At 56.4% G+C, this 21,324-nt stretch carries 12 protein-coding genes; 10 read left to right on the forward strand and 2 right to left on the reverse strand.

Annotation, left to right across the window (positions count from 1 at the left end; genetic code table 11):
• Positions 1 to 4: 4 nt before the first annotated feature.
• The 8 genes from bcsQ to CWM66_RS14160 all read left to right on the forward strand — a co-directional run bounded on the left by bcsQ (position 5) and on the right by CWM66_RS14160 (position 15,756).
• Positions 5 to 763 (forward strand): cellulose biosynthesis protein BcsQ, encoded by a 759-nt coding sequence (gene bcsQ / locus CWM66_RS14125; protein ID WP_007369585.1) that lies wholly within the window; start codon positions 5 to 7, stop codon positions 761 to 763.
• Positions 760 to 3,363 carry a UDP-forming cellulose synthase catalytic subunit gene (gene bcsA, locus CWM66_RS14130; RefSeq protein ID WP_035886737.1) on the forward strand — a complete coding sequence of 868 codons (2,604 nt, stop codon included), beginning with the start codon at positions 760 to 762 and terminating at the stop codon, positions 3,361 to 3,363. The genes bcsQ and bcsA overlap by 4 nt, the downstream gene beginning before the upstream one ends.
• Positions 3,364 to 3,388: 25 nt before the next feature.
• A complete protein-coding gene (gene bcsB / locus CWM66_RS14135; protein ID WP_107146804.1) occupies positions 3,389 to 5,779 on the forward strand; it encodes a cellulose biosynthesis cyclic di-GMP-binding regulatory protein BcsB in 2,391 nt (796 codons plus the stop codon).
• Between the two features lie 6 nt (positions 5,780 to 5,785).
• Complete coding sequence (gene bcsZ / locus CWM66_RS14140) at positions 5,786 to 6,892, forward strand: cellulose synthase complex periplasmic endoglucanase BcsZ (RefSeq protein WP_107146850.1); 1,107 nt, start codon at positions 5,786 to 5,788, stop codon at positions 6,890 to 6,892.
• On the forward strand, positions 6,874 to 10,371 hold the full coding sequence (gene bcsC / locus CWM66_RS14145; RefSeq protein ID WP_107146805.1) for a cellulose synthase complex outer membrane protein BcsC: 3,498 nt from the start codon (positions 6,874 to 6,876) through the stop codon (positions 10,369 to 10,371). Before bcsZ ends, bcsC begins: the two co-directional genes overlap by 19 nt.
• 223 nt (positions 10,372 to 10,594) lie before the next feature.
• Positions 10,595 to 12,601, forward strand: coding sequence for a biofilm formation regulator HmsP (gene hmsP / locus CWM66_RS14150; RefSeq protein ID WP_208544534.1), 2,007 nt, complete (start codon positions 10,595 to 10,597; stop codon positions 12,599 to 12,601).
• Positions 12,602 to 12,758: 157 nt separating this feature from the next.
• Positions 12,759 to 14,045 carry a dicarboxylate/amino acid:cation symporter gene (locus CWM66_RS14155; RefSeq protein ID WP_007369591.1) on the forward strand — a complete coding sequence of 429 codons (1,287 nt, stop codon included), beginning with the start codon at positions 12,759 to 12,761 and terminating at the stop codon, positions 14,043 to 14,045.
• A gap of 217 nt (positions 14,046 to 14,262) precedes the next feature.
• Positions 14,263 to 15,756, forward strand: coding sequence for a pitrilysin family protein (locus tag CWM66_RS14160; protein ID WP_007369592.1), 1,494 nt, complete (start codon positions 14,263 to 14,265; stop codon positions 15,754 to 15,756).
• A gap of 44 nt (positions 15,757 to 15,800) precedes the next feature.
• Here CWM66_RS14160 and CWM66_RS14165 read toward each other — a convergent pair whose 3' ends face one another.
• On the reverse strand, positions 15,801 to 16,736 hold the full coding sequence (locus CWM66_RS14165) for a sugar kinase (RefSeq protein WP_072439496.1): 936 nt from the start codon (positions 16,734 to 16,736) through the stop codon (positions 15,801 to 15,803).
• 232 nt (positions 16,737 to 16,968) lie between these two features.
• On the opposite strand from CWM66_RS14165, the gene pdeH reads away from it, so the two are divergent.
• Both pdeH and CWM66_RS14175 read left to right on the forward strand, forming a co-directional pair.
• Complete coding sequence (gene pdeH / locus CWM66_RS14170) at positions 16,969 to 17,739, forward strand: cyclic-guanylate-specific phosphodiesterase (RefSeq protein WP_007369595.1); 771 nt, start codon at positions 16,969 to 16,971, stop codon at positions 17,737 to 17,739.
• A 65-nt stretch (positions 17,740 to 17,804) separates the two neighbouring features.
• Positions 17,805 to 19,859 (forward strand): AsmA family protein, encoded by a 2,055-nt coding sequence (locus tag CWM66_RS14175; protein WP_090397999.1) that lies wholly within the window; start codon positions 17,805 to 17,807, stop codon positions 19,857 to 19,859.
• Positions 19,860 to 19,897: 38 nt separating this feature from the next.
• Here the strand turns inward: CWM66_RS14175 and CWM66_RS14180 are convergent, their stop codons facing one another.
• A complete protein-coding gene (locus tag CWM66_RS14180) occupies positions 19,898 to 21,214 on the reverse strand; it encodes an MFS transporter (RefSeq protein ID WP_007369597.1) in 1,317 nt (438 codons plus the stop codon).
• Positions 21,215 to 21,324: the final 110 nt, after the last annotated feature.

Consider the following 21,324-nt stretch of genomic DNA (forward strand, 5'->3'; position numbering starts at 1 on the left):
GTAGATGGCCATTTTGGGATTACAGGGGATCCGCGGCGGTGTGGGTACAACATCGATTACAGCGGCTCTGGCCTGGTCATTGCAATTATTAGGCGAATCGGTGCTGGTTATTGATGCCAGCCCTGACAATCTGCTGCGCCTTTCATTTAATGTCGATTTTGCCAGCCGTGGCGGTTGGGCGCGCTCCGTGCTTGATGGTCAGGACTGGCGTGATGCCGGTTTGCGCTACACTTCGCAGCTTGATGTATTGCCGTTCGGCCAACTCACGACGAACGAGTGGGATGTTATTCATCAGCATGACGCGTTAAACCAACTTGCTGCTCTTTTACAGGCGTTAAAAACGCAGCAACAGTATCACTGGGTGCTCATCGATCTGCCGCACGGTTTTTCACCGTTGACGCGGCAATTCGTCGCCGCGTGCGATCATGTTTTCACCATTATCAAACCCGATATCAATTGCCATATTCGCCTGCATCAGCAGCCGCTGCCTGCGGGGTCGCATATTCTGATTAACGACCTGCGGATCGGTAGCCAGTTGCAGGACGATTTGTGGCAGGTCTGGTTGCAAAGCCAGACGCGCATCCTGCCGACGACTATCCATCGTGATGAAGCGCTGGCGGAGTGTCTGGCATCGAAACAACCGCTGGGGGAATACCGCAGCGACTCGCTGGCCGCAGAAGAGATGGTGACGCTGGCGAACTGGTGCCTGCTACATTGCGCAAAGCCGCGCGAAGGTGGTGAGCGAGAGGGGAGCCGGCCATGAGCGGTCCCGCCAGCTGGTTGTTGATTCCGCCGGTCAGCGCACGCTTACGCGCGCGCTATCAGCACTATCGCCAGCATGGCGCATCGTGGTTCAGCGCGGCTTCTGGCTGCTTCTGGGTGATCCTCGCCTGGCTGTTTATCCCGCTTGAACATCCGCGCTGGCAGCAGTTACGGGCACAACAGCAGCACTGGTTTCCGCATATCGATCCTGACCGGCCGCGCCCGCTTGATCCGGCGCGCTACCTGCTGCAAAGCCTCTGGCTGCTGGTGACATTACCCTGGGGACCGCCGAAATCGACGCGGCGCCAGCGTTTTGCCCGTATCCGCGCATTGCGTGGACGCTGGTATCACTGGCTTGATACCTTGCCGGAACGCGTGACGCATCGTACGGGTCATCTCGATCACAAAAAAGAGCTTAGCCATATCAGCCCGCACCTGCGGCGCTTTATTTTAGGCGTCATTGTGGTGTTTTCGCTGATCCTCGCCCTGTTGTGCATTACGCAGCCGTTTAACCCGCTGGCGCAGTTTGTTTTCCTGGTATTGCTGTGGGGCGTTGCACTGCTGGTGCGCCGTATTCCGGGACGCTTTTCAGCGCTGATGCTGATTGTGCTGTCGCTGACTGTCTCTTGTCGCTATATCTGGTGGCGCTATACCTCAACCCTCAACTGGGACGATCCGGTCAGCCTGGTGTGCGGCCTGGTGCTGCTGTTTGCCGAAACTTACGCCTGGATAGTGCTGGTGCTGGGCTATTTCCAGGTCGCCTGGCCGCTGAACCGCCAGCCGGTGCCGCTGCCGAAAGATATGTCGTTGTGGCCGTCGGTAGATATTTTCGTGCCGACCTATAACGAAGATCTCAGTGTGGTGAAAAACACCATTTACGCGTCGCTCGGTATCGACTGGCCGAAAGACAAACTTAAAATCTGGATCCTCGATGATGGCGGCCGCGAAGAGTTTCGCCAGTTCGCCAGCATGGTGGGCGTGGAGTATATCGCCCGCACGACGCATGAACATGCGAAAGCCGGGAACATCAATAACGCGCTGAAATATGCGAAGGGCGAGTTTGTCTCGATTTTCGACTGCGACCACGTTCCGACGCGCTCTTTCCTGCAAATGACTATGGGCTGGTTCCTGAAAGAGAAAAAGCTGGCGATGATGCAGACGCCGCACCACTTCTTCTCGCCGGATCCGTTTGAACGTAACCTCGGACGCTTTCGTAAAACGCCTAACGAAGGCACGCTGTTCTATGGTCTGGTGCAGGACGGCAACGACATGTGGGATGCCACTTTCTTCTGCGGCTCCTGCGCGGTTATTCGTCGTGGGCCGCTGGATCAGATTGGCGGGATTGCGGTGGAAACCGTCACTGAAGATGCGCATACCTCACTGCGTTTACACCGCCTTGGGCATACCTCTGCGTATATGCGTATTCCGCAGGCGGCAGGGCTGGCGACCGAGAGCCTTTCGGCGCACATTGGTCAGCGTATTCGCTGGGCGCGCGGCATGGTGCAGATTTTCCGCCTCGATAACCCACTGTTTGGTAAAGGGCTGAAACTGCCGCAGCGGCTGTGTTACGTCAACGCCATGTTCCACTTCTTATCGGGCATCCCGCGGCTGATCTTTCTGACTGCGCCGCTGGCATTTCTGCTGTTACATGCCTACATCATTTACGCCCCAGCGCTGATGATCGCCCTGTTCGTGCTGCCGCATATGATTCACGCCAGCCTGACGAACTCGAAGATTCAGGGGAAATATCGCCACTCTTTCTGGAGCGAGATCTACGAAACGGTGCTGGCATGGTATATCGCGCCGCCTACGCTGGTGGCGCTGTTCAACCCACACAAAGGCAAATTTAACGTCACCGCCAAAGGCGGGCTGGTGGAAGAGGAGTACGTGGACTGGGTGATCTCCCGTCCTTACATCTTCCTGGTTCTGCTTAACCTGGTAGGTGTGCTGGTGGGGATCTGGCGCTATTTCTACGGCCCGGAGAACGAAGTGCTCACCGTGTTCGTCAGTATGGCCTGGGTGTTCTACAACATGGTTATTCTTGGCGGCGCAGTAGCGGTATCGGTCGAAAGCAAACAGGTGCGCCGCGCGCACCGTGTCGAAATCTCCATGCCAGCGGCCATTGCCCGCGAAGATGGTCATCTCTTCTCCTGTACCGTCCATGACTTCTCCGACGGCGGTCTGGGCATCAAGATTAATGGCCAGGCGCAGGTGCTGGAAGGGCAGAAAGTGAACCTGCTGCTGAAACGTGGTCAGCAAGAGTATGCGTTTCCGACTACGGTAGCGCGTGTCATTGGCAATGAGGTCGGTCTGCAACTGATGCCGCTCACCACCAAACAACATATCGATTTTGTGCAGTGTACCTTTGCCCGTGCAGACACATGGGCGCTGTGGCAGGACAGCTTCCCGGAAGATAAACCTCTGGAAAGTCTGTTTGATATTTTAAAACTGGGTTTCCGCGGCTATCGCCATCTCGCGGAATTTGCTCCGCCGTCCGTCAAAGTGATTTTCCGCTCATTCACCGATCTGGTGGCCTGGGTGGTGTCATTTATTCCGCGTCGCCCGGCACGGAATATGGCCGTGCAGCAACCAACGACGTGACTGGCTCAACAATGATGAAAACGCGATGAAAAGAAAACTTTCCTGGATTTGTGCTGTGGCGGTAGGGGTAAGCGCCCTGACTCCGATGATGACTTCTGCCGCGCCCTCGCTTCCGGCGCCTAATGTCCCGGCTGTCGCACCGGCTACGGATCCGGTTGCAACGCCTGCACCGCAGCAAGCTGAATCGCTAACGCCAACAACGCCGACCGCAGGGAATGTTGTGGGCCAGGTGATGCCGGGCCTGCCAGGCGCTAATGCGCCAGTGGTGGCGGCAGATTCGCCATCCCGCGACGTCAAACTCACCTTCGCGCAGATCGCACCGCCGCCGGGCAGCATGGTGTTGCGCGGCATTAACCCGGACGGTGGCGTTGAGTTTGGCGTTCGTAGCGACGAAGTGGTGTCAAAAGCGGTATTGAACCTTGAGTACACGCCATCGCCATCGCTGTTGCCGGTACAATCCCAGTTAAAGGTCTATCTGAATGATGAGTTGATGGGCGTTTTGCCGGTCACCAAAGAGCAGCTCGGTAAGAAAACGCTGGCGCAGGTGCCGATCAACCCGCTGTTTATTAGCGATTTCAACCGCGTGCGGCTGGAGTTTGTCGGCCACTATCGTGATGTTTGTGAAAATCCAGCCAGCAGCACGCTGTGGCTGGATATCGGTCGCAGCAGTTCGCTGGAGATGACCTACCAAAGTTTGCCGCTGAAAAACGATCTCTCACACTTCCCGGTGCCGTTCTTCGACCCGCGTGATAATCGGGCTTTAACCCTGCCGATGATCTTTGCCGGTGCTCCGGATATCGCGCAGCAGCAGGCTGCGGCGATCATCGCTTCGTGGTTCGGTTCACGTGCCGGCTGGCGCGGCCAGACTTTCCCGGTCTCTTACAACAGTCTGCCGGATCGTAATGCTATTGTTTTCGCCACTAACGATAAACGCCCGGATTTCCTGCGTGATGCGCCTGCGGTGAAAGGGCCGACCATCAGCATGATCAACCATCCGGATAACCCGTATGTGAAGTTGCTGATCGTGATGGGGCGTGACGATAAGGATCTGTTGCAGGCGGCAAAAGGTATCGCTCAGGGGAACGTGCTGTTCCGTGGCGATAGCGTCACGGTGGATGACGTTAAGCCGCTGCTGGCTCGCCAGCCGTATGACGCGCCGAACTGGGTGCGTACTGACCGCCCGGTGACCTTCGGCGAGCTGAAAACCTATGAGGAACAGTTGCAGTCCACCGGGCTGGAGCCGTCGTCCATCAACGTGTCGCTGAACTTGCCGCCGGACCTCTATCTGCTGCGCAGCACCGGTATCGATATGAATCTCAACTATCGTTATACCGCGCCGTTGACCAAAGATAGCTCGCGCATGGATATCAGCCTGAATAACCAGTTCCTGCAATATTTCAACCTGACCAGCAACCAGGACACGAACCGTCTGTTGCTGCGCCTGCCGGTACTGCAAGGTCTGCTGGACAGCAAAACGGATGTGTCGATTCCGGCGCTGAAACTGGGGGCGGTCAACCAGTTGCGCTTCGACTTCCAGTATATGAATCCCATGCCGGGCGGCAGCATCGATAACTGCGTGACGTTCCAGCAAGTACCGAACCGCGTGGTGATTGGCGACGACTCAACTATCGATTTCTCGAAGTATTACCACTTTATCGCCATGCCGGATCTGCGTGCCTTTGCTAACGCAGGCTTCCCGTTTAGCCGGATGGCGGATCTGTCGCAAACCCTCATTGTCACTCCGGTGCAGCCGACGCCAGCACAGGTTGGTACGCTGCTGGATACGCTTGGCACCATCGGCGCGCAAACCGGCTTCCCGGCCATTAATATGCAACTGACCAGCGATGCCAGCCAGCTGCAGGGCAAAGATGCCGACATCATGATCATCGGCTCGATTCCGCAACCGTTGAAGAATGACGAGAAGATCGACCTGCTGGTGAATGCGACGCAAAGCTGGGTGAAAACGCCGCTGCGCCAGTCGCCATTCATGGCGAGTGAAACGGATGCCGCCGACCGCAAAGCCGATACGAAAACGGCAGTCAGTTCCGATGGCCCAATGGCGGCAGTGATTAGCTTCCAGTCGCCATTTAACGATCAGCGCAGCGTTGTGGCGTTGCTGGCGGACAGCCCGCGCGGCTACGAACTGCTGAACAATGCCATGAACGACAGCGGTAAACGCGCGGCGATTTTTGGTTCAGTGACGGTGATCCGTGAATCCGGTGTTAACGGTCTGCGCGTGGGCGATGTTTACTATGTCGGTCACTTGCCGTGGTTTGAGCGTATCTGGTATGCGCTGGCGAACCACCCGGTACTGCTGGCCATTCTGGCTGCGGTCAGCGTTGTATTGCTGGCATGGGTACTGTGGCGCTTGCTGCGGATTATCAGCCGCCGCCGCCTTGATTCGGACCATGAGTAATCAGTAATGAAGGCGCTACGTTGGGTGGTGATGATGGCGCTGATGCTGGCGGCGATGAGTACGCGCGCCGCCTGCACCTGGCCTGCCTGGGAGCATTTTAAACAGGCCTATATCAGCGATGGCGGACGGGTGGTGGACCCAAGCGATGCGCGCAAAATCACCACATCGGAAGGGCAAAGCTATGCGATGTTCTTCGCGCTGGCCGCCAACGATCGCAAGGCATTCGATAACCTGCTGCAATGGACGCAAAACAACCTGGCGCAAGGCTCGCTCAGCGACCATCTTCCTGCCTGGCTGTGGGGGAAAAAAGACGAAGAGAGCTGGACGGTGCTGGATACCAACTCGGCTTCCGATGCCGATCTCTGGATCGCCTGGTCACTGCTGGAAGCCGGGCGCTTGTGGAAAAACGATGCTTACACCCGCCTGGGGGAAGCGCTGTTAGATCGCATCGCCAAAGAAGAGGTGGTGAAGGTGCCAGAGCTTGGGTTGATGTTGCTGCCGGGAAAAATCGGCTTTGCCGATGACAGCGCATGGCGTTTTAACCCCAGCTATTTGCCGCCGCAACTGGCGAGCTATTTCACCCGTTTCGGCGCGCCCTGGACAACGCTGCGCGAAACCAATCTGCGGCTGTTGCTGGAGACCGCGCCAAAAGGCTTTTCGCCGGACTGGGTGCGCTATCAAAAGGGGCAGGGCTGGCAACTTAAAAGCGAAAAGACGCTGATCGGAAGCTACGATGCGATTCGCGTCTATTTGTGGGCTGGCATGCTGAATGACAACGACACGCAGAAAGCGCGGTTGCTGGCGAAGTTTAAACCGATGGCGACGGTCACAAAGAAAAATAACGTGCCCCCGGAAAAAGTGGATATAGCGACCGGCAAGATCCAGGGTAACGGGCCGGTCGGTTTTGCCGCGGCACTGTTGCCATTTTTACAGGATCGTGATGCCCAGGCCCGGCAGCGGCAGAACGTCGCAGACCATTTTCCCGGTGACGATGCCTACTACAGCTATGTTCTCACCCTGTTTGGACAAGGGTGGGATGAGCACCGTTTTCGTTTCACCCCTCGTGGTGAGTTACAACCTGACTGGGGCCAGGAATGCGTAAGTTCACAGTAAGTCTTCTCTGTTTCTCACTTGGCCTCGCGCTGGCACCAGCCGCGCGCGCGGCGGATACCGCCGCGCAGCAACAGTTGCTGGATCAGGTGCGCCTGGGGGAAACAACCAAACGCGAAGATTTAGTTCGTCAGTCTCTCTATCGCCTTGAACTGATCGATCCGAACAACCCGGAGGTGATTGCCGCCCGTTTCCGCTATTTGCTGCGACAGGGCGACAATGCCGGCGCGCAGCAGCAGCTCGATCGGATGAAGCAACTGGCACCGGAATCCGCGGCTTACCAGTCCTCTCTGCTTGCGATGTCGCTCTCCACGGCGGAGGGGCGTCAGGCGTTGCAGCAGGCGCGTTTGCAGGCCACCACCGGGCATACGCAGGAGGCAATTGCCGCCTACGATGCGCTGTTTAAAGGTCATACGCCGGATGGCGATTTGGCGGTCGAGTACTGGGTACTGGTGTCGAAAGTCCCGGCGCGCCGTGCGGAAGCCGTGAATCAGTTGAAACGGCTGAACGCCCGTTATCCCGGCAACGATCAGTTGCAAAACTCGCTGGCGCAGTTGCTGTTTGCCGATGGTCATGACGCGGAAGGCTATGCTGTGCTGGAGCAGATGGCGAAATCGAGTAATGGACGCAATGCTGCTGCCACACTCTGGTATCAGCAACTTCAGAACATGCCGGTCAGTGATGCCAGCGTGAAAGCGTTGCAGCATTTTCTGACGATCTTCAGTACGGGCGATGCCGTTGACAGCGCGCGTACGCTGCTGGCTACGCAGCAAAAACAGATGGCCGATCCGGCGTTTCGCGCTCGCGCCACGGGTCTTGCGGCAGTGGATGCCGGTAAAGGTGCGCAGGCGGTGGGGGAATTGCAGCAAGCGGTTAACGCTAACCATAACGACAGTGAAGCCGTGGGCGCGCTGGGGCAGGCATATTCTCAGCGGGGCGATCGCGCCCGTGCGGTCACGCAGTTTGAGAAAGCCATCGCCATGGATCCAACGAGCGGCAGCCGCAGCAAATGGGAAAGTTTGCTGAAAGTGAACCGCTACTGGCTGCTGATCCAGCAGGGTGATGCGGCGCTGAAAGCCAATAATCCGGCGCAGGCCGAGCGGCTTTACCAGCAAGCACGCAGCATTGATAACACCGACAGCTATGCGGTGCTGGGCCTCGGCGATGCGGCGGTGGCGCGCAAGGATAACGCGGCGGCAGAGGGTTTCTATCGTCAGGCATTGCGCATGGACAGCGGCAACAGCAACGCGGTGCGCGGTCTGGCGAACATTTACCGCGCCCAGTCGCCGGAGAAAGCCGAACGTTTTATTCAGTCGCTCTCCGCCAGCCAGCGGCGCAGCATTGATGATATTGAACGCGGCATGACCAACGATCGTCTGTCGCAGCAGGCCGAAGCGCTGGAAAACCAGGGTCAATGGGCGCAGGCAGCGGAGTTGCAACGTAAACGGCTGGCACTCTCGCCCGGCGACGTCTGGATAACTTATCGACTGGCCAGTGATTTACGCCAGTCCGGAAGGCGTGGCGAAGCCGATTCGCTGATGAGCCAGCTGGCTGTGCAAAAGCCGGACGATCCGGAGCAGGTCTTTGCCTACGGGCTCTATCTGTCGGGCAACAATCAGGAATTGGCGGCGCTGAACCATCTCAACGGGCTACCGAAAGCAAAATGGAACAGCAATATTCAGGAGCTGGCCGACCGGCTGCAAGCCAACCAGTTACTGGAGAAGGCGAACAGGCTACGGGACAACGGCGACGAAGTGCAGGCGATTGCCTTCTTAAACCAGCAACCCGCTTCCACGCGTATTGATTCAACACTGGCTGACTGGGCGCAGCAGCGCGGTGACTTCAGCGCGGCGCGGCAATATTACCAGCGCGTACTTGACCGTGAACCGGCCAATGAGGACGCATTACTTGGCCTTGCGGAAGTGTATACCGCAGAAGGCAATAAGATGGCGGCGCGCGATCAACTGGCAAAACTGCCTGCGCCGACAGCGGCGCAGCCGCGTTCCATCAATACCCAGCGGCGGATTGCGCTGATGCAGGCGTCGCTTGGTGATAGCGCCAGCGCGCAGCAGGCTTTCAGTGCGCTTGTACCGCAGGCTAAATCCCGGCCGCCATCCATGGAGAATGCGCTGGTACTGCGCGATGCCGCTCGTTTCGAAGCGCAAAATGGCGAACCGCAGCAGGCGCTGGAAATCTGGAAAGATGCGATGGTTGCCTCCGGTATTACCACCACGCGCCCGGCGGATAACGACAGCTTTACCCAACTGACGCGCAACGATGAAAAAGATGACTGGCTGAAGCGCGGCGTGCGCAGCGATGCGGCGGATCTTTACCGCCAGCAAGATGTTAACGCCACCCTGCAACATGACTACTGGGGTTCCAGCGGCACGGGCGGTTATTCTGACCTGAAAGCGCATACCACCATGTTGCAGGTTGATGCGCCGCTATCGGACGGGCGCATGTTTTTCCGTACCGACGTCGTCAATATGGATGCCGGGAGTTTTGCCACCACCAATGGCACTTACGATCCAACATGGGGGACATGTTCCGCTACACCGTGTAGCGGCAGCACCAGCCAGACCGCGAACGGCGCGAGCGTTGCCGTCGGTTGGCAAAACCGTACCTGGGCGGCAGATATCGGCACCACGCCGATGGGATTTGATGTGGTCGATGTGGTCGGCGGCGTGAGTTACAGCAGCGATCTCGGCCCCATTGGTTATACCGTTAACGCGCACCGGCGTCCGATCTCCAGCTCACTGCTGGCCTTTGCCGGGCAGAAAGACCCGAATACCGGCACCACCTGGGGCGGCGTACGCGCGACCGGCGGCGGGGTCAGCATCAGTTACGATAAAGGTGAAGCTAACGGCGTCTGGTCGAGCCTGAACGCCGACACTCTCACTGGTAAAAACGTCGAAGATAACTGGCGCGTTCGCTGGATGACCGGTTACTACTACAAGCTGATCAACAAAAACAACGAGCGGTTGACCATTGGCGTCAACAATATGTTGTGGCACTACGATAAAGATCTGAGCGGTTATTCGCTCGGCCAGGGCGGTTACTACAGTCCGCAGCAATACCTCTCCTTTGCTTTGCCGGTCAACTGGCGCAAACGCACGGAAAACTGGTCGTGGGAGCTGGGTGGTTCGGTCTCGTGGTCGCACTCGAAGACCGATTCGATTCTGCGCTATCCGTTGCAGAACCTGATCCCGGATAACCAGTTCTTCCCGGACGGTACGGCAATGTATGCGGATAAAGATAATTTAGGCGCGGGCAGCAGTTCGAATGGTTTTGGTTATACCGCAAGGTTGCTGGTGGAGCGGCGCGTCACATCGCACTGGTCAATTGGTGCTGGCATCGATATTCAGCAGGCGAAGGATTACACTCCAAGCCACGGCATTCTGTTCGTGCGGTATTCAATGGCGGGCTGGCAGGGCGATATGGATATGCCTCCGCAGCCGTTGACGCCGTACGCTGACTGGTAATACAAGAACATTCCTGGCGGGATACGCGGTAAAGACAGGCTGTCGATACCGCGCTTAACCGCCAGATATTCAAACTGTTATCTTCCTTTTCTGCCGTTGTTTCGCCCGCGAAAACGATCTATCAGCCCGTTTATCTAACCGCATTGCGATCGAGTATACTCTGGCGTCAGAGTTTACTGTGTTAGCTCTGAACTCATGGCTTTGTGTCTCTGGAGAAGTAATTTTGCGTGTCAGCCGTTCTTTAACCATTAAACAGATGGCCATGGTTGCCTGTGTTTCCATGGTGTTTGTTTTTATTTTCTGCGTTATTTTGCTGTTTCACTTCTTACAGCAGAATCGCTATAACACGGCTACGCAACTGGAAAGCATTGCCCGCTCTGTGCGTGAACCGCTCTCGGCGGCCATTTTGAAAGCCGATATCCCCGAAGCGGAAACCATCCTGAAACAGATTAAACCGGCGGGCGTGGTCAGCCGGGCGGATGTGGTGTTGCCGAATCAATTTCAGGCGCTGCGCGTACGCTTTATTGCGGAACATCCGGTGCCGATCACCATCACCCGCTTTTTCGAATTACCGATCCAGATTACGCTGCCGATTTACTCGCTTGAGCGTCCGGCGAACCCGCAGCCGCTGGCGTATCTGGTGTTGCAGGCGGATTCCTGGCGCACCTACAAATTTATCCTCAGCACGCTCTCTATGTTAGTAACGACTTACTTACTTTTGTCGCTGATGATTACCGTGGCGATCACCTGGTGCATTAACCGGCTGATCGTCCATCCGCTGCGCAAACTCTCTGCCGAACTGAACGCGCTGTCCGCGCAGGAAAGCATTGGTCACCAGTTAACGCTGCCCGGCCACCACTTTGATGATGAAATCGGCGTTCTGGTGCGCAACTACAACCGCAACCAGCAGATGCTGCTGCGCCAGCTTGAAGAGATGAATATCCAGTCTACCCGCTTCCCGGTTTCGGAGCTGCCCAACAAGGCGTTCCTGATGGCGATGCTGGAGCAAACCGTGGCCCGGCAAAAGCCGACGGCGCTGATGATTGTCTCCTGCGAAACGCTGCGCGACACCGCCGGTGTGTTGCAGGAATCCCAGCGTGAAGTACTGCTGGTCACGCTGGTTGAGAAACTGAAATCGGTGCTTTCTCCACACATGATGTTGGCGCAGGTCAGCGGTTATGACTTTGCCATTATTGCCAACGGCGTTCAGGAACCGTGGCATGCGATGACGTTAGGTAAGCAAGCACTCACTGTCATTAATGAACGTGTTCCACTGAACGGTATTCAATTGCGGCCTAACGCCAATATCGGCGTGGCAATGTTTTATGGCGATCTGAGCGCCGGGCAGATTTACCATCGCGCTATGTCCGCGGTGACCAGCGCACAGCGTAAAGGGAAAAACCAGATCCAGTTCTTCGATCCTGAGCAGATGGAGCTGGCGCAGCAGCGGTTAACGCAGGAGAGCGATATCCTCACCGCCCTCGATCAGGGAGAATTTGCGCTCTGGCTTCAGCCGCAGGTGGCGATCGACAGCGGTGAACTGGTTAGCGCGGAAGCGTTGCTGCGGGTTCGCCAGCCTGATGGGAGCTGGGATTTACCGCAGGGGTTGATTGAACGCATTGAATCCTGCGGCCTGATGGTGACCGTTGGTTACTGGGTGCTGGAAGAGGCCTGCCGTCTGCTGGCCGCCTGGCAGTCGCGCGGCATTATGTTGCCGCTGTCGGTCAATCTCTCGGCAATCCAACTGCTGCATCACGATATGGTACCGGACATGCTGGCGCTGTTGAATCGCTACCGAATCGCCCCGCAGACGATGATCCTTGAAGTGACGGAAAGTCGCCATATTGATGACCCGAAAGCCGCCGTGGAGATCCTGCGTCCGCTGCGTAATGCCGGGGTACGCATTGCGCTGGATGATTTCGGCATGGGTTATGCCGGTCTGAGTCAACTTCATCATATGAAATCACTGCCGGTGGATATGCTGAAGATCGATAAAATGTTTGTTGAAGGTTTGCCGGAAGACGACAGCATGGTGTCGGCCATCATTCATCTGGCGCGTAGCCTGGAGCTGCACATTATCGCCGAAGGCGTAGAAACGCAGGCGCAGCGGGAGTGGCTGGTGGCGGCTGGCGTGGAAGTGGCGCAGGGCTTTTTATTTGATCGTGCAACGTCGGCGGATCAGTTTGAACATCGCTACCTTGCCGCTTCGGAAAGGGTTGAAAAATCCTAAATTGTTACGAGGTTGTGCGAGTCAGTTCAAACTTTTAACATTGTTGTTTCTGATTTGATGTAAGTTCATTTCTGTCATGTTTATCGGGTGTTATTTTTAAACCGCAGGCTTAATGAAAGCCCTAAAAAGCCTGAGGTTTTAATTTCAAGGACACCTTATGAAAACCTCCCTGTTTAAAAGTCTCTACTTTCAGGTTCTGACGGCAATCGCCATCGGTATTTTACTTGGCCACTTCTACCCTGACATCGGGGCGCAGATGAAACCTCTTGGTGACGGCTTCGTGAAGCTCATCAAGATGATCATCGCCCCCGTGATCTTCTGTACGGTTGTTACCGGTATTGCCGGTATGGAAAGCATGAAGGCTGTAGGTCGCACCGGTGCGGTTGCGCTTCTGTACTTTGAAGTCGTCAGTACGCTGGCGCTGATCATCGGCCTGATTATTGTTAACGTGGTGCAACCCGGCGCAGGAATGAACGTTGATCCGGCGACGCTGGATGCAAAAGCCGTGGCCGTTTATGCCGAGCAGGCAAAACAGCAGGGGATTATCGACTTCCTGCTGGATGTGATCCCGTCCAGCGTTATCGGTGCCTTCGCCAGCGGTAATATCCTGCAGGTGCTGCTGTTTGCCGTGCTGTTTGGTTTTGCGCTGCACCGTTTGGGCCACAAAGGCCAGCTGATTTTTAACGTTATTGAAAGCTTCTCGCAGGTCATTTTCGGCATCATCAATATGATCATGCGCCTGGCACCAATTGGCGCTTTCGGCGCGATGGCTTTCACCATCGGTAAATACGGCGTCGGTACGCTGGTGCAACTGGGGCAGCTCATTATCTGCTTCTACGTCACCTGTATCCTGTTCGTGGTGGTGGTGCTGGGGTCGATTGCCCGCGTGACCGGATTCAATATCTTTAAATTTATCCGCTACATCCGCGAAGAGCTGCTGATTGTGTTGGGCACTTCCTCGTCGGAGTCTGCGCTGCCGCGCATGCTGGAGAAGATGGAGCGGCTGGGCTGCCGTAAATCGGTGGTGGGGCTGGTGATCCCAACGGGTTACTCGTTCAACCTCGACGGAACCTCCATTTACCTGACGATGGCGGCGGTATTTATCGCGCAGGCCACCAACAGCCATATGGATATTGTCCACCAGATTACGCTGCTGGTGGTGTTGCTGCTCTCTTCCAAAGGCGCAGCAGGAGTGACGGGCAGCGGGTTTATCGTGCTGGCGGCGACGCTTTCTGCGGTCGGCCATCTGCCGGTGGCCGGGCTGGCGTTGATTCTGGGTATCGACCGTTTTATGTCCGAAGCGCGTGCGTTGACCAACCTGGTCGGTAACGGTGTGGCGACGATCGTGGTGGCTAAATGGGTAAAAGAGCTCGATCAAAAACAGCTTGTCGATACGCTGGATAATCGTACAAGCACCGCGAAAACGCGCGAAATCTCCTCGTAATTTCAGCACTTAAGCCAGCAGCCCTTGTCGGACTGCTGGCTCCTGCGCATAATTGACCCCTGTCTCCGTTACCATTCATGATGAGTTTTCGGGAAAATTCGCTTCGTGTTGTGACGTTTTGCGTTTCCTGCGGTCTAAAAGCGAAGTGTTTTTATCTCTCTTTAGCCTCCTTCTGGCGGGCATACTTTTTAACCAGGAATGTTGATTAGGGGTTCACATGCAGGGCACAAAAATTCGACTGTTAACGGGCGGTTTGCTGATGCTGGCAGCTGTCGGTTATGTGCAGGCAGATGCGCTCCAGCCCGACCCGGCCTGGCAACAGGGGACACTGGCGAACGGTTTTCAGTGGCAGGTATTGGCCACGCCGCAGCGTCCCAGCGATCGCATTGAAATTCGCCTGTCTATTGATACCGGTTCGCTCGCCGAAAGTACGCAGCAGAGCGGCTACACCCATTTTATTCCCCGCGTCGCGCTGACCCACAGCGGTAGTCTTGAACCGGCGCAGGTTCGTTCGCTGTGGCAACAAGGGATCGACCCTAAACGCCCGCTGCCGCCGGCGCTGGTCTCCTATGAATACACGCAGTACAACCTGAGCCTGCCGAATAACCGCACGGACCTGCTGAAAGAAGCGCTGGTCTATCTGGCGGATGCGACGGGCAAACTCACCATTACGCCTGCCACCATCAGTCACGCGCTCGCCAGTAACGATATGGTGGCAACCTGGCCTGCGGATACCAAAGATAGCTGGTGGCGCTACCGTCTGAAGGGTTCGTCGCTGCTGGGACACGATCCCGCCGAAACGCTGAAAGAGCCGATTGATGCGGCACAGCTGAAAGCGTACTACGAAAAATGGTACACGCCGGACGCGATGACGCTGGTAGTGGTCGGCAATGTGGACAGCCGCGCGGTGGCCGAGCAAATTAGCAAAACCTTCGGCGAGCTGAAAGGTAAACGCCAGACGCCAACGCCGGTGGCCACACTTTCTCCGCTGCCGCGCCAGGCGGTCAGCCTGATGAGCGAGTCGGTGACCCAGGATCGATTGTCGATTATGTGGGATTCCGCCTGGCAGCCAATCCGCGAATCCGCAGCGCTGGAACGCTACTGGCGTGCAGATTTGGCGCGTGAAGCGCTGTTCTGGCATATCCAGCAGAACCTGACGAAAAATAACGCCAAAGAGATCGGCCTGGGCTTTGATTGCCGCGTGCTGTTCCAGCGCGCGCAGTGCGCCATTAATGTCGATACGCCAAACGACAAGCTCAGCGCCAATGTCGGTGTGATCGCGCGTGAACTGGCGAAAGTCCGTGAAAAAGGTCTGCCGGAAGAGGAGTTTAAGGCGCTGATTGCGCAGAAAAACCTTGAACTGCAAAAGCTTTTCGCGACCTACGCCCGCGCCGATACCGATATTTTGATCGGCCAGCGGCTGCGCTCGTGGCAGAACCAGGTGGTGGATATCGCGCCGGAGCAGTACCAAAAGCTGCGCCAGAGCTTCTTAAATGGCCTTACGCCGGAGATGCTGAATCAGGATCTGCATCAGCAGCTGTCGCAGGATATGGCGTTGATTCTGATGCAGCCGAAAGGCGAGCCGGAATACAACATGAAAGAGTTGCAGGCAACGTGGGATGACGTGATGCGTCCGGCAGGTTCCGCAGCAGCGCCTGCAGCGGGTGACGACGGGCATACCGATGTGTCGGATATCCCGCCGCAGCAGTAATGTGTGCCCTCTCTCTTCCGCAAGGTTGAGAGGGGGCAGAAGCTTTACTCTGACTTTGGCATTGCTTCGCGCGGAATAATCGCCCCGCGATACTGAATGACCGTACTGGCCGTTAAGTGACCACGTTTTGCCGCTGCCGTGGCATCGCCGCCGGTCAAGCGTACGGCCAGGTAGCCCGCGCTGAAGGAGTCACCTGCCGCCGTTGTATCGATCACTTTCTCTTTCGGCAGTTTCACGGCCGGCACTTCAACCAGCGCTTCACCGGCAATCGCCACCAGGCAAGAGTCTGCGCCGCGCTTAATCACCACTTCTTTTACGCCTGCGCGCTGCGTGCGTTCGATAACCTCTTCGACCGGTTTTTCGCCCCACAACAGATCTTCATCGTCCAGCGTCAGGAACGCGATGTCGGTGCAGGCCAGCATTTGCTGATAGACCTGGCGCGTCTCTTCTTTGCTGGCCCACAGGCGCGGACGGTAGTTGTTATCAAAGATGACTTTGCCGCCGTTGGCGCGGCAGGTTTGCATCAGAGACAGCAGCTTGTTGCGGCTGGCCGGGCTTAAAATCGCCAGGCTGATACCGCTCAGATAGAGATAGTCGAATGACGCCAGTTCTTCGCAGATTGCCGCAGACTGCTCGCTCTCCAGCCAGAATTTCGCCGCTGCTTCGTTGCGCCAGTAATAGAACGTGCGCTCGCCAGTGCTGTCGGTTTCGATGTAGTACAGGCCCGGCAGGCGGTTTTCCATACGCTGCGTCAGACGGGTATCGACATCTTCGCTCTGCCAGGCGTCGAGCATCTGCTGGCTGAAATTGTCGGTGCCAAGTGCCGTAACGTAGTGCACAGAAAGCGCTGACGGATTGACCTGGCGGGCGATATAAACGGAGGTGTTAAGGGTATCGCCACCAAAGCCACGATTAACTTCTGCGCCTTTTTGTGACAATTCGATCATGCATTCGCCGATAACGGCAATTTTCCTGGACATAGTCGTGAACCTGGATCAGATAAATTAACAGTAGTGTGCGTTTTGCGTGAAGCGCGGTCAATCATATTAAAACAACGTTCCAGTATTTTTTTGAGCTAAACCCTGTTCTGCGCAGATTCCTGCATCCTGGTTTTTAATTTTGCCGAAAAGCAGGACATAAAGTTCTTAGTCGTAGCGCCGATAACCCATTGACGAGTTGTTCCAGCTCATCCCCATCGACAGGACACCAGACATGAAGTTAAAGCAGGTCATCCAGCGGCTAAACATTCCTGAAGCGAGCATTGAAAGCCTTGAGGAGCGTCGCTATTGGCTGCAATGCGAACGTGCTTATACTTATCAACCCATCTATAAAACCGATGGTCGTCTGATGGCTGTTGAAGTATTGACCATTGTGACGCATCCGTCACAGCCGGATCAGCGAATTGCCCCCGATCGTTATTTCAGCCAAATCCCCGTGCGCCTGCGCGTAGAAGTGGTACATGAGCAGGTCGAATTGCTGGCAGAACAGCGCACTTTCTTCGCTGATAACGATGTGCTGGCTTCGGTCAATGTCGATGGCCCGACGCTGCTGGCGATGCGCGAGAATACGCGACTGATGGCGCTGGTCGAGTCGCTGCCGTGGATCCGTTTTGAACTGGTGGAGCACATTCGTTTACCGCAGGATTCTACCTTTGCGTCGATCAGCGAAATTGGCCCGCTGTGGCTGGATGATTTCGGCACCGGAATGGCGAACTTCTCGGCGCTGAGCGAAGTGCGTTACGACTACATCAAAGTGGCGCGCGACCTGTTTATCATGCTGCGTAAAACTCCGGAAGGGCAAAACCTGTTCACCATGCTGTTGCAGTTGATGAACCGCTACTGTCAGGGCGTTATCGTTGAAGGGGTTGAAACCCTCGAAGAGTGGCGCGATGTGCAGGAGTCTCCGGCTTTTGCGGCGCAGGGCTATTTTCTGTCGCGTCCGGTTCCTCTGGCCCGACTTGAACATGTGATACTCGATTTGTAATTCCGCCCTTTCAGTGAGCCTAAACTATCTTTATGAGAGGTAAGGCTTAAGAGGAAAGGGAAACAATGACAAAAACGCGTAAAGCGATCACCGCTGTTATAGCCACCGTACTGTTACTGATTGTGGTTGCCGTCGTTATCATCGCCACTTTCGACTGGAACCGCCTGAAACCCACCATCAATGAAAAAGTCTCCGCCGAACTGAATCGTCCGTTTGCCATTCGTGGCGATCTGGGCGTGGTCTGGGAGCGGCAAAAAGAGGAGACCGGCTGGCGCAGTTGGGTGCCGTGGCCGCATGTTCACGCTGACGATATTATGCTGGGCAATCCGCCGGGCATTGATGAAGTGGCCATGGTTCATCTGCCGCGTGTAGAAGCCACGCTGGCGCCGCTGGCGCTGCTCAGCAAAACGGTCTATCTGCCGTGGATCAAACTGCAACAGCCGGATGCCCGCCTTATTCGCCGCTCAGAAAAACTCAATAACTGGACCTTCACCCTCGCCAGCGACACCAATAAAGAGACGAATGCACAGCCCTCTTCATGGTCATTTCGCCTTGATAACATTCTCTTCGATCGCGGGCGTATTGCCATTGATGATGCGGTGACGCGCGCTGATATCGAGATCCTCGTCGATCCACTCGGTAAGCCGTTGCCATTTAGCGAAGTGACCGGCAAAAACGATGGTAAAACGAAAGCGGGCGATTATGTCTTTGGCCTGACGGCAAAAGGGCGCTACAACGGACAGCCGCTCTCCGGGACGGGGAAAATCGGCGGCATGCTGGCGCTGCGTAGCGAAGGAACGCCTTTCCCGGTGCAGGCGGATTTTCGCTCTGGCAATACCCGCGTCGCGTTTGTTGGTACGGTCAATGATCCGCTGAACATCGGCGGCGTCGATCTGCAACTGAAGTTCGGCGGCGATTCGCTGGGCGACCTGTATGACTTAACCGGCGTGCTGTTGCCGGATACGCCGCCGTTCGAGACCGACGGTCATCTGGTGGCGAAGATCGACAGTGAAAAAGGCTCGGCATTTGATTACCGCGATTTCAACGGCCATATCGGCGACAGCGACATTCACGGCTCGCTCAATTACACCACCGGTAAACCGCGCCCGAAACTGGAAGGCGATGTCGAGTCGCGCCAGTTGCGGCTGGCGGATTTGGGGCCGCTCATTGGCGTTGATTCCGGCAAAGGGGGACAGCACTCCACACACAGTGAGCAGCAAAAAGGGGAAAAATCGGTGCAACCAGCGGGCAAAGTGCTGCCGTACGATCGTTTTGAAACCGATAAATGGGATGTGATGGATGCCGATGTCCGCTTTAAAGGCCGTCGTATTGAGCATGGTTCAACGTTGCCCATCAGCGACCTCTCCACGCACATCATCCTTAATAACGCTGACCTGCGCCTGCAACCGCTGAAATTTGGCCTCGCGGGCGGCACTATCTCATCGAACCTCCATTTTGAAGGGGATAAAAAACCGATGCAGGGCCGCGCAGAGATCCAGGCGCGGCGGCTGAAGTTAAAACAACTGATGCCGAACGTTGAGCTGATGCAAAAAACACTCGGCGAGATGAACGGCGATGCGGACATTCGTGGCGTCGGAAACTCGGTCGCCGCGCTGCTCGGCACCAGTAATGGCAATCTCAAGCTGCTGATGAATGACGGGCTGGTGAGCCGCAATTTGATGGAGATCCTCGGCCTGAACGTGGGCAATTATGTTATCGGCCAGTTGTTTGGCGATGACGAAGTGCGGGTCAACTGCGCGGCGGCCAATCTGGATCTGACGAACGGCGTGGCGCGTCCGCAAATCTTCGCTTTCGACACTGAAAATGCGCTGATTAATGTCACCGGCACCGCCAGCTTTGCTTCTGAGCAACTGGATTTAACCATCGATCCGGAGAGTAAAGGCATTCGTATCGTGACGCTGCGCTCGCCGTTGTATGTGCGCGGTAGCTTCAAAAATCCGCAGGCCGGGGTTAAAGCCGGGCCGCTGATTGCGCGCGGCGCAGTAGCCGCGGCGCTGGCGACGTTAGTGACTCCGGCGGCCGCGTTGCTGGCGCTGATCTCGCCCTCAGAAGGGGAGCAAAATCAGTGCCAGACGATTTTGACGCAGATGAAACATTAAGAATTGACCCTCTCGCCGGTGGCGAGAGGGAGAAAGGATTACAGCGACTGGTGTTTAGTTTCGTGGGTCAGCAGCAGTGCAATCAGCGTTAACCCCGCCATGGCCGCCAGGTAGAACCCGACATACATCAGGCCGTAATTCGCCTGCAACCAGGTGGCGATATACGGTGCCACGGACGCGCCGAGAATGGACGACACGTTATAGGAGAATGACGCACCGGTATAACGCACTTCGGTCGGGAACAGTTCCGGCAGCAGTGCGCCCATCGGGCCGAAAGTCAGCCCCATCAGGCTTAAGCCAATCAGCAGGTAAGTCATCACCAGCGCCGGGTTACCGGAACCCAGCAGCGGCGGGAAGACAAACAGCGCGAACAGAATGATAAGCGTGGTGATGATCACCATGCTTTTGCGACGGCCAAACGCATCGGCCAGCAGGCCCGCCACCGGCACCATCACGCCGAAGCCAATCACTGCCATCATCAGCATCCACAGCACTTCATTACGCGGCATGCCAAGCCCCTGCGGCGAGGTGCTGAACGTCATTGAATAGACCGTCATGATGTAGAACAGCGTGTAGGTTGCCAGCATGATAAAGGTACCCAGCACCGTCACGCGGACGTGTTTGGTCAGCAGCGTACCTAGCGGAATTTTGACCTGTTTTTTCGCTGCCGCGACTTTAGCGAACACCGGCGTTTCATGCAGCGAAACGCGTACATACAGGCCGATCAGCACCAGTACCGCAGAGAAGATAAACGGTACGCGCCAACCCCAGTTCATAAACTGTTCGTCGGTCAGCAGCCAGGAGAGCAGCAGGAACGTGCCGTTCGCGAAGAAGAAGCCGATTGGCGCGCCCAACTGCGGGAAAGAACCGTACAGCGCGCGTTTGCGCGGCGGGGCGTTTTCCGTGGCCAGCAGAGCTGCGCCGCCCCACTCGCCGCCAAGCCCCAGACCCTGGCCAAAACGGGCCAACGCCAGCAGCAACGGCGCCATTACGCCGATCGTTTCGTAGCCCGGCAGCAGGCCGATCACCACGGTAGAGATGCCCATGGTCAGCAGCGATGCCACCAGCGTCACTTTGCGGCCAACGCGGTCGCCGAAGTGGCCAAACACTGCAGAGCCGATCGGACGCGCGATAAAGGCAATGGCGAAGGTCGCCAGCGATTGCAGCGTGGCTGCCGTTGGGTCGCCCTGCGGGAAGAAGATATGCGGGAACACAATCACCGCAGCGGTCGCGTAAATATAGAAGTCGAAGAACTCGATGGCGGTGCCGATCAGAGAAGCAACGACGACTTTATTGCGTGAGTTTACCGGTGGGTTTTCCTGCTCGTTGTCGAAAGTGGTAGCTGTAGCTTGCATAGAATTTTCTTATTTTTGCGCGAACGAACAGCCATATTAGCCACAGCAAAAGCGACATTTCAATCTGTAACAAAACGGCAGATCGCATGAAAAATACGCAAAAAGCGGAT

The sequence above is a fragment of the Kosakonia sp. H7A genome, assembly GCF_003028445.1.
Lineage (GTDB): Bacteria > Pseudomonadota > Gammaproteobacteria > Enterobacterales > Enterobacteriaceae > Kosakonia > Kosakonia radicincitans.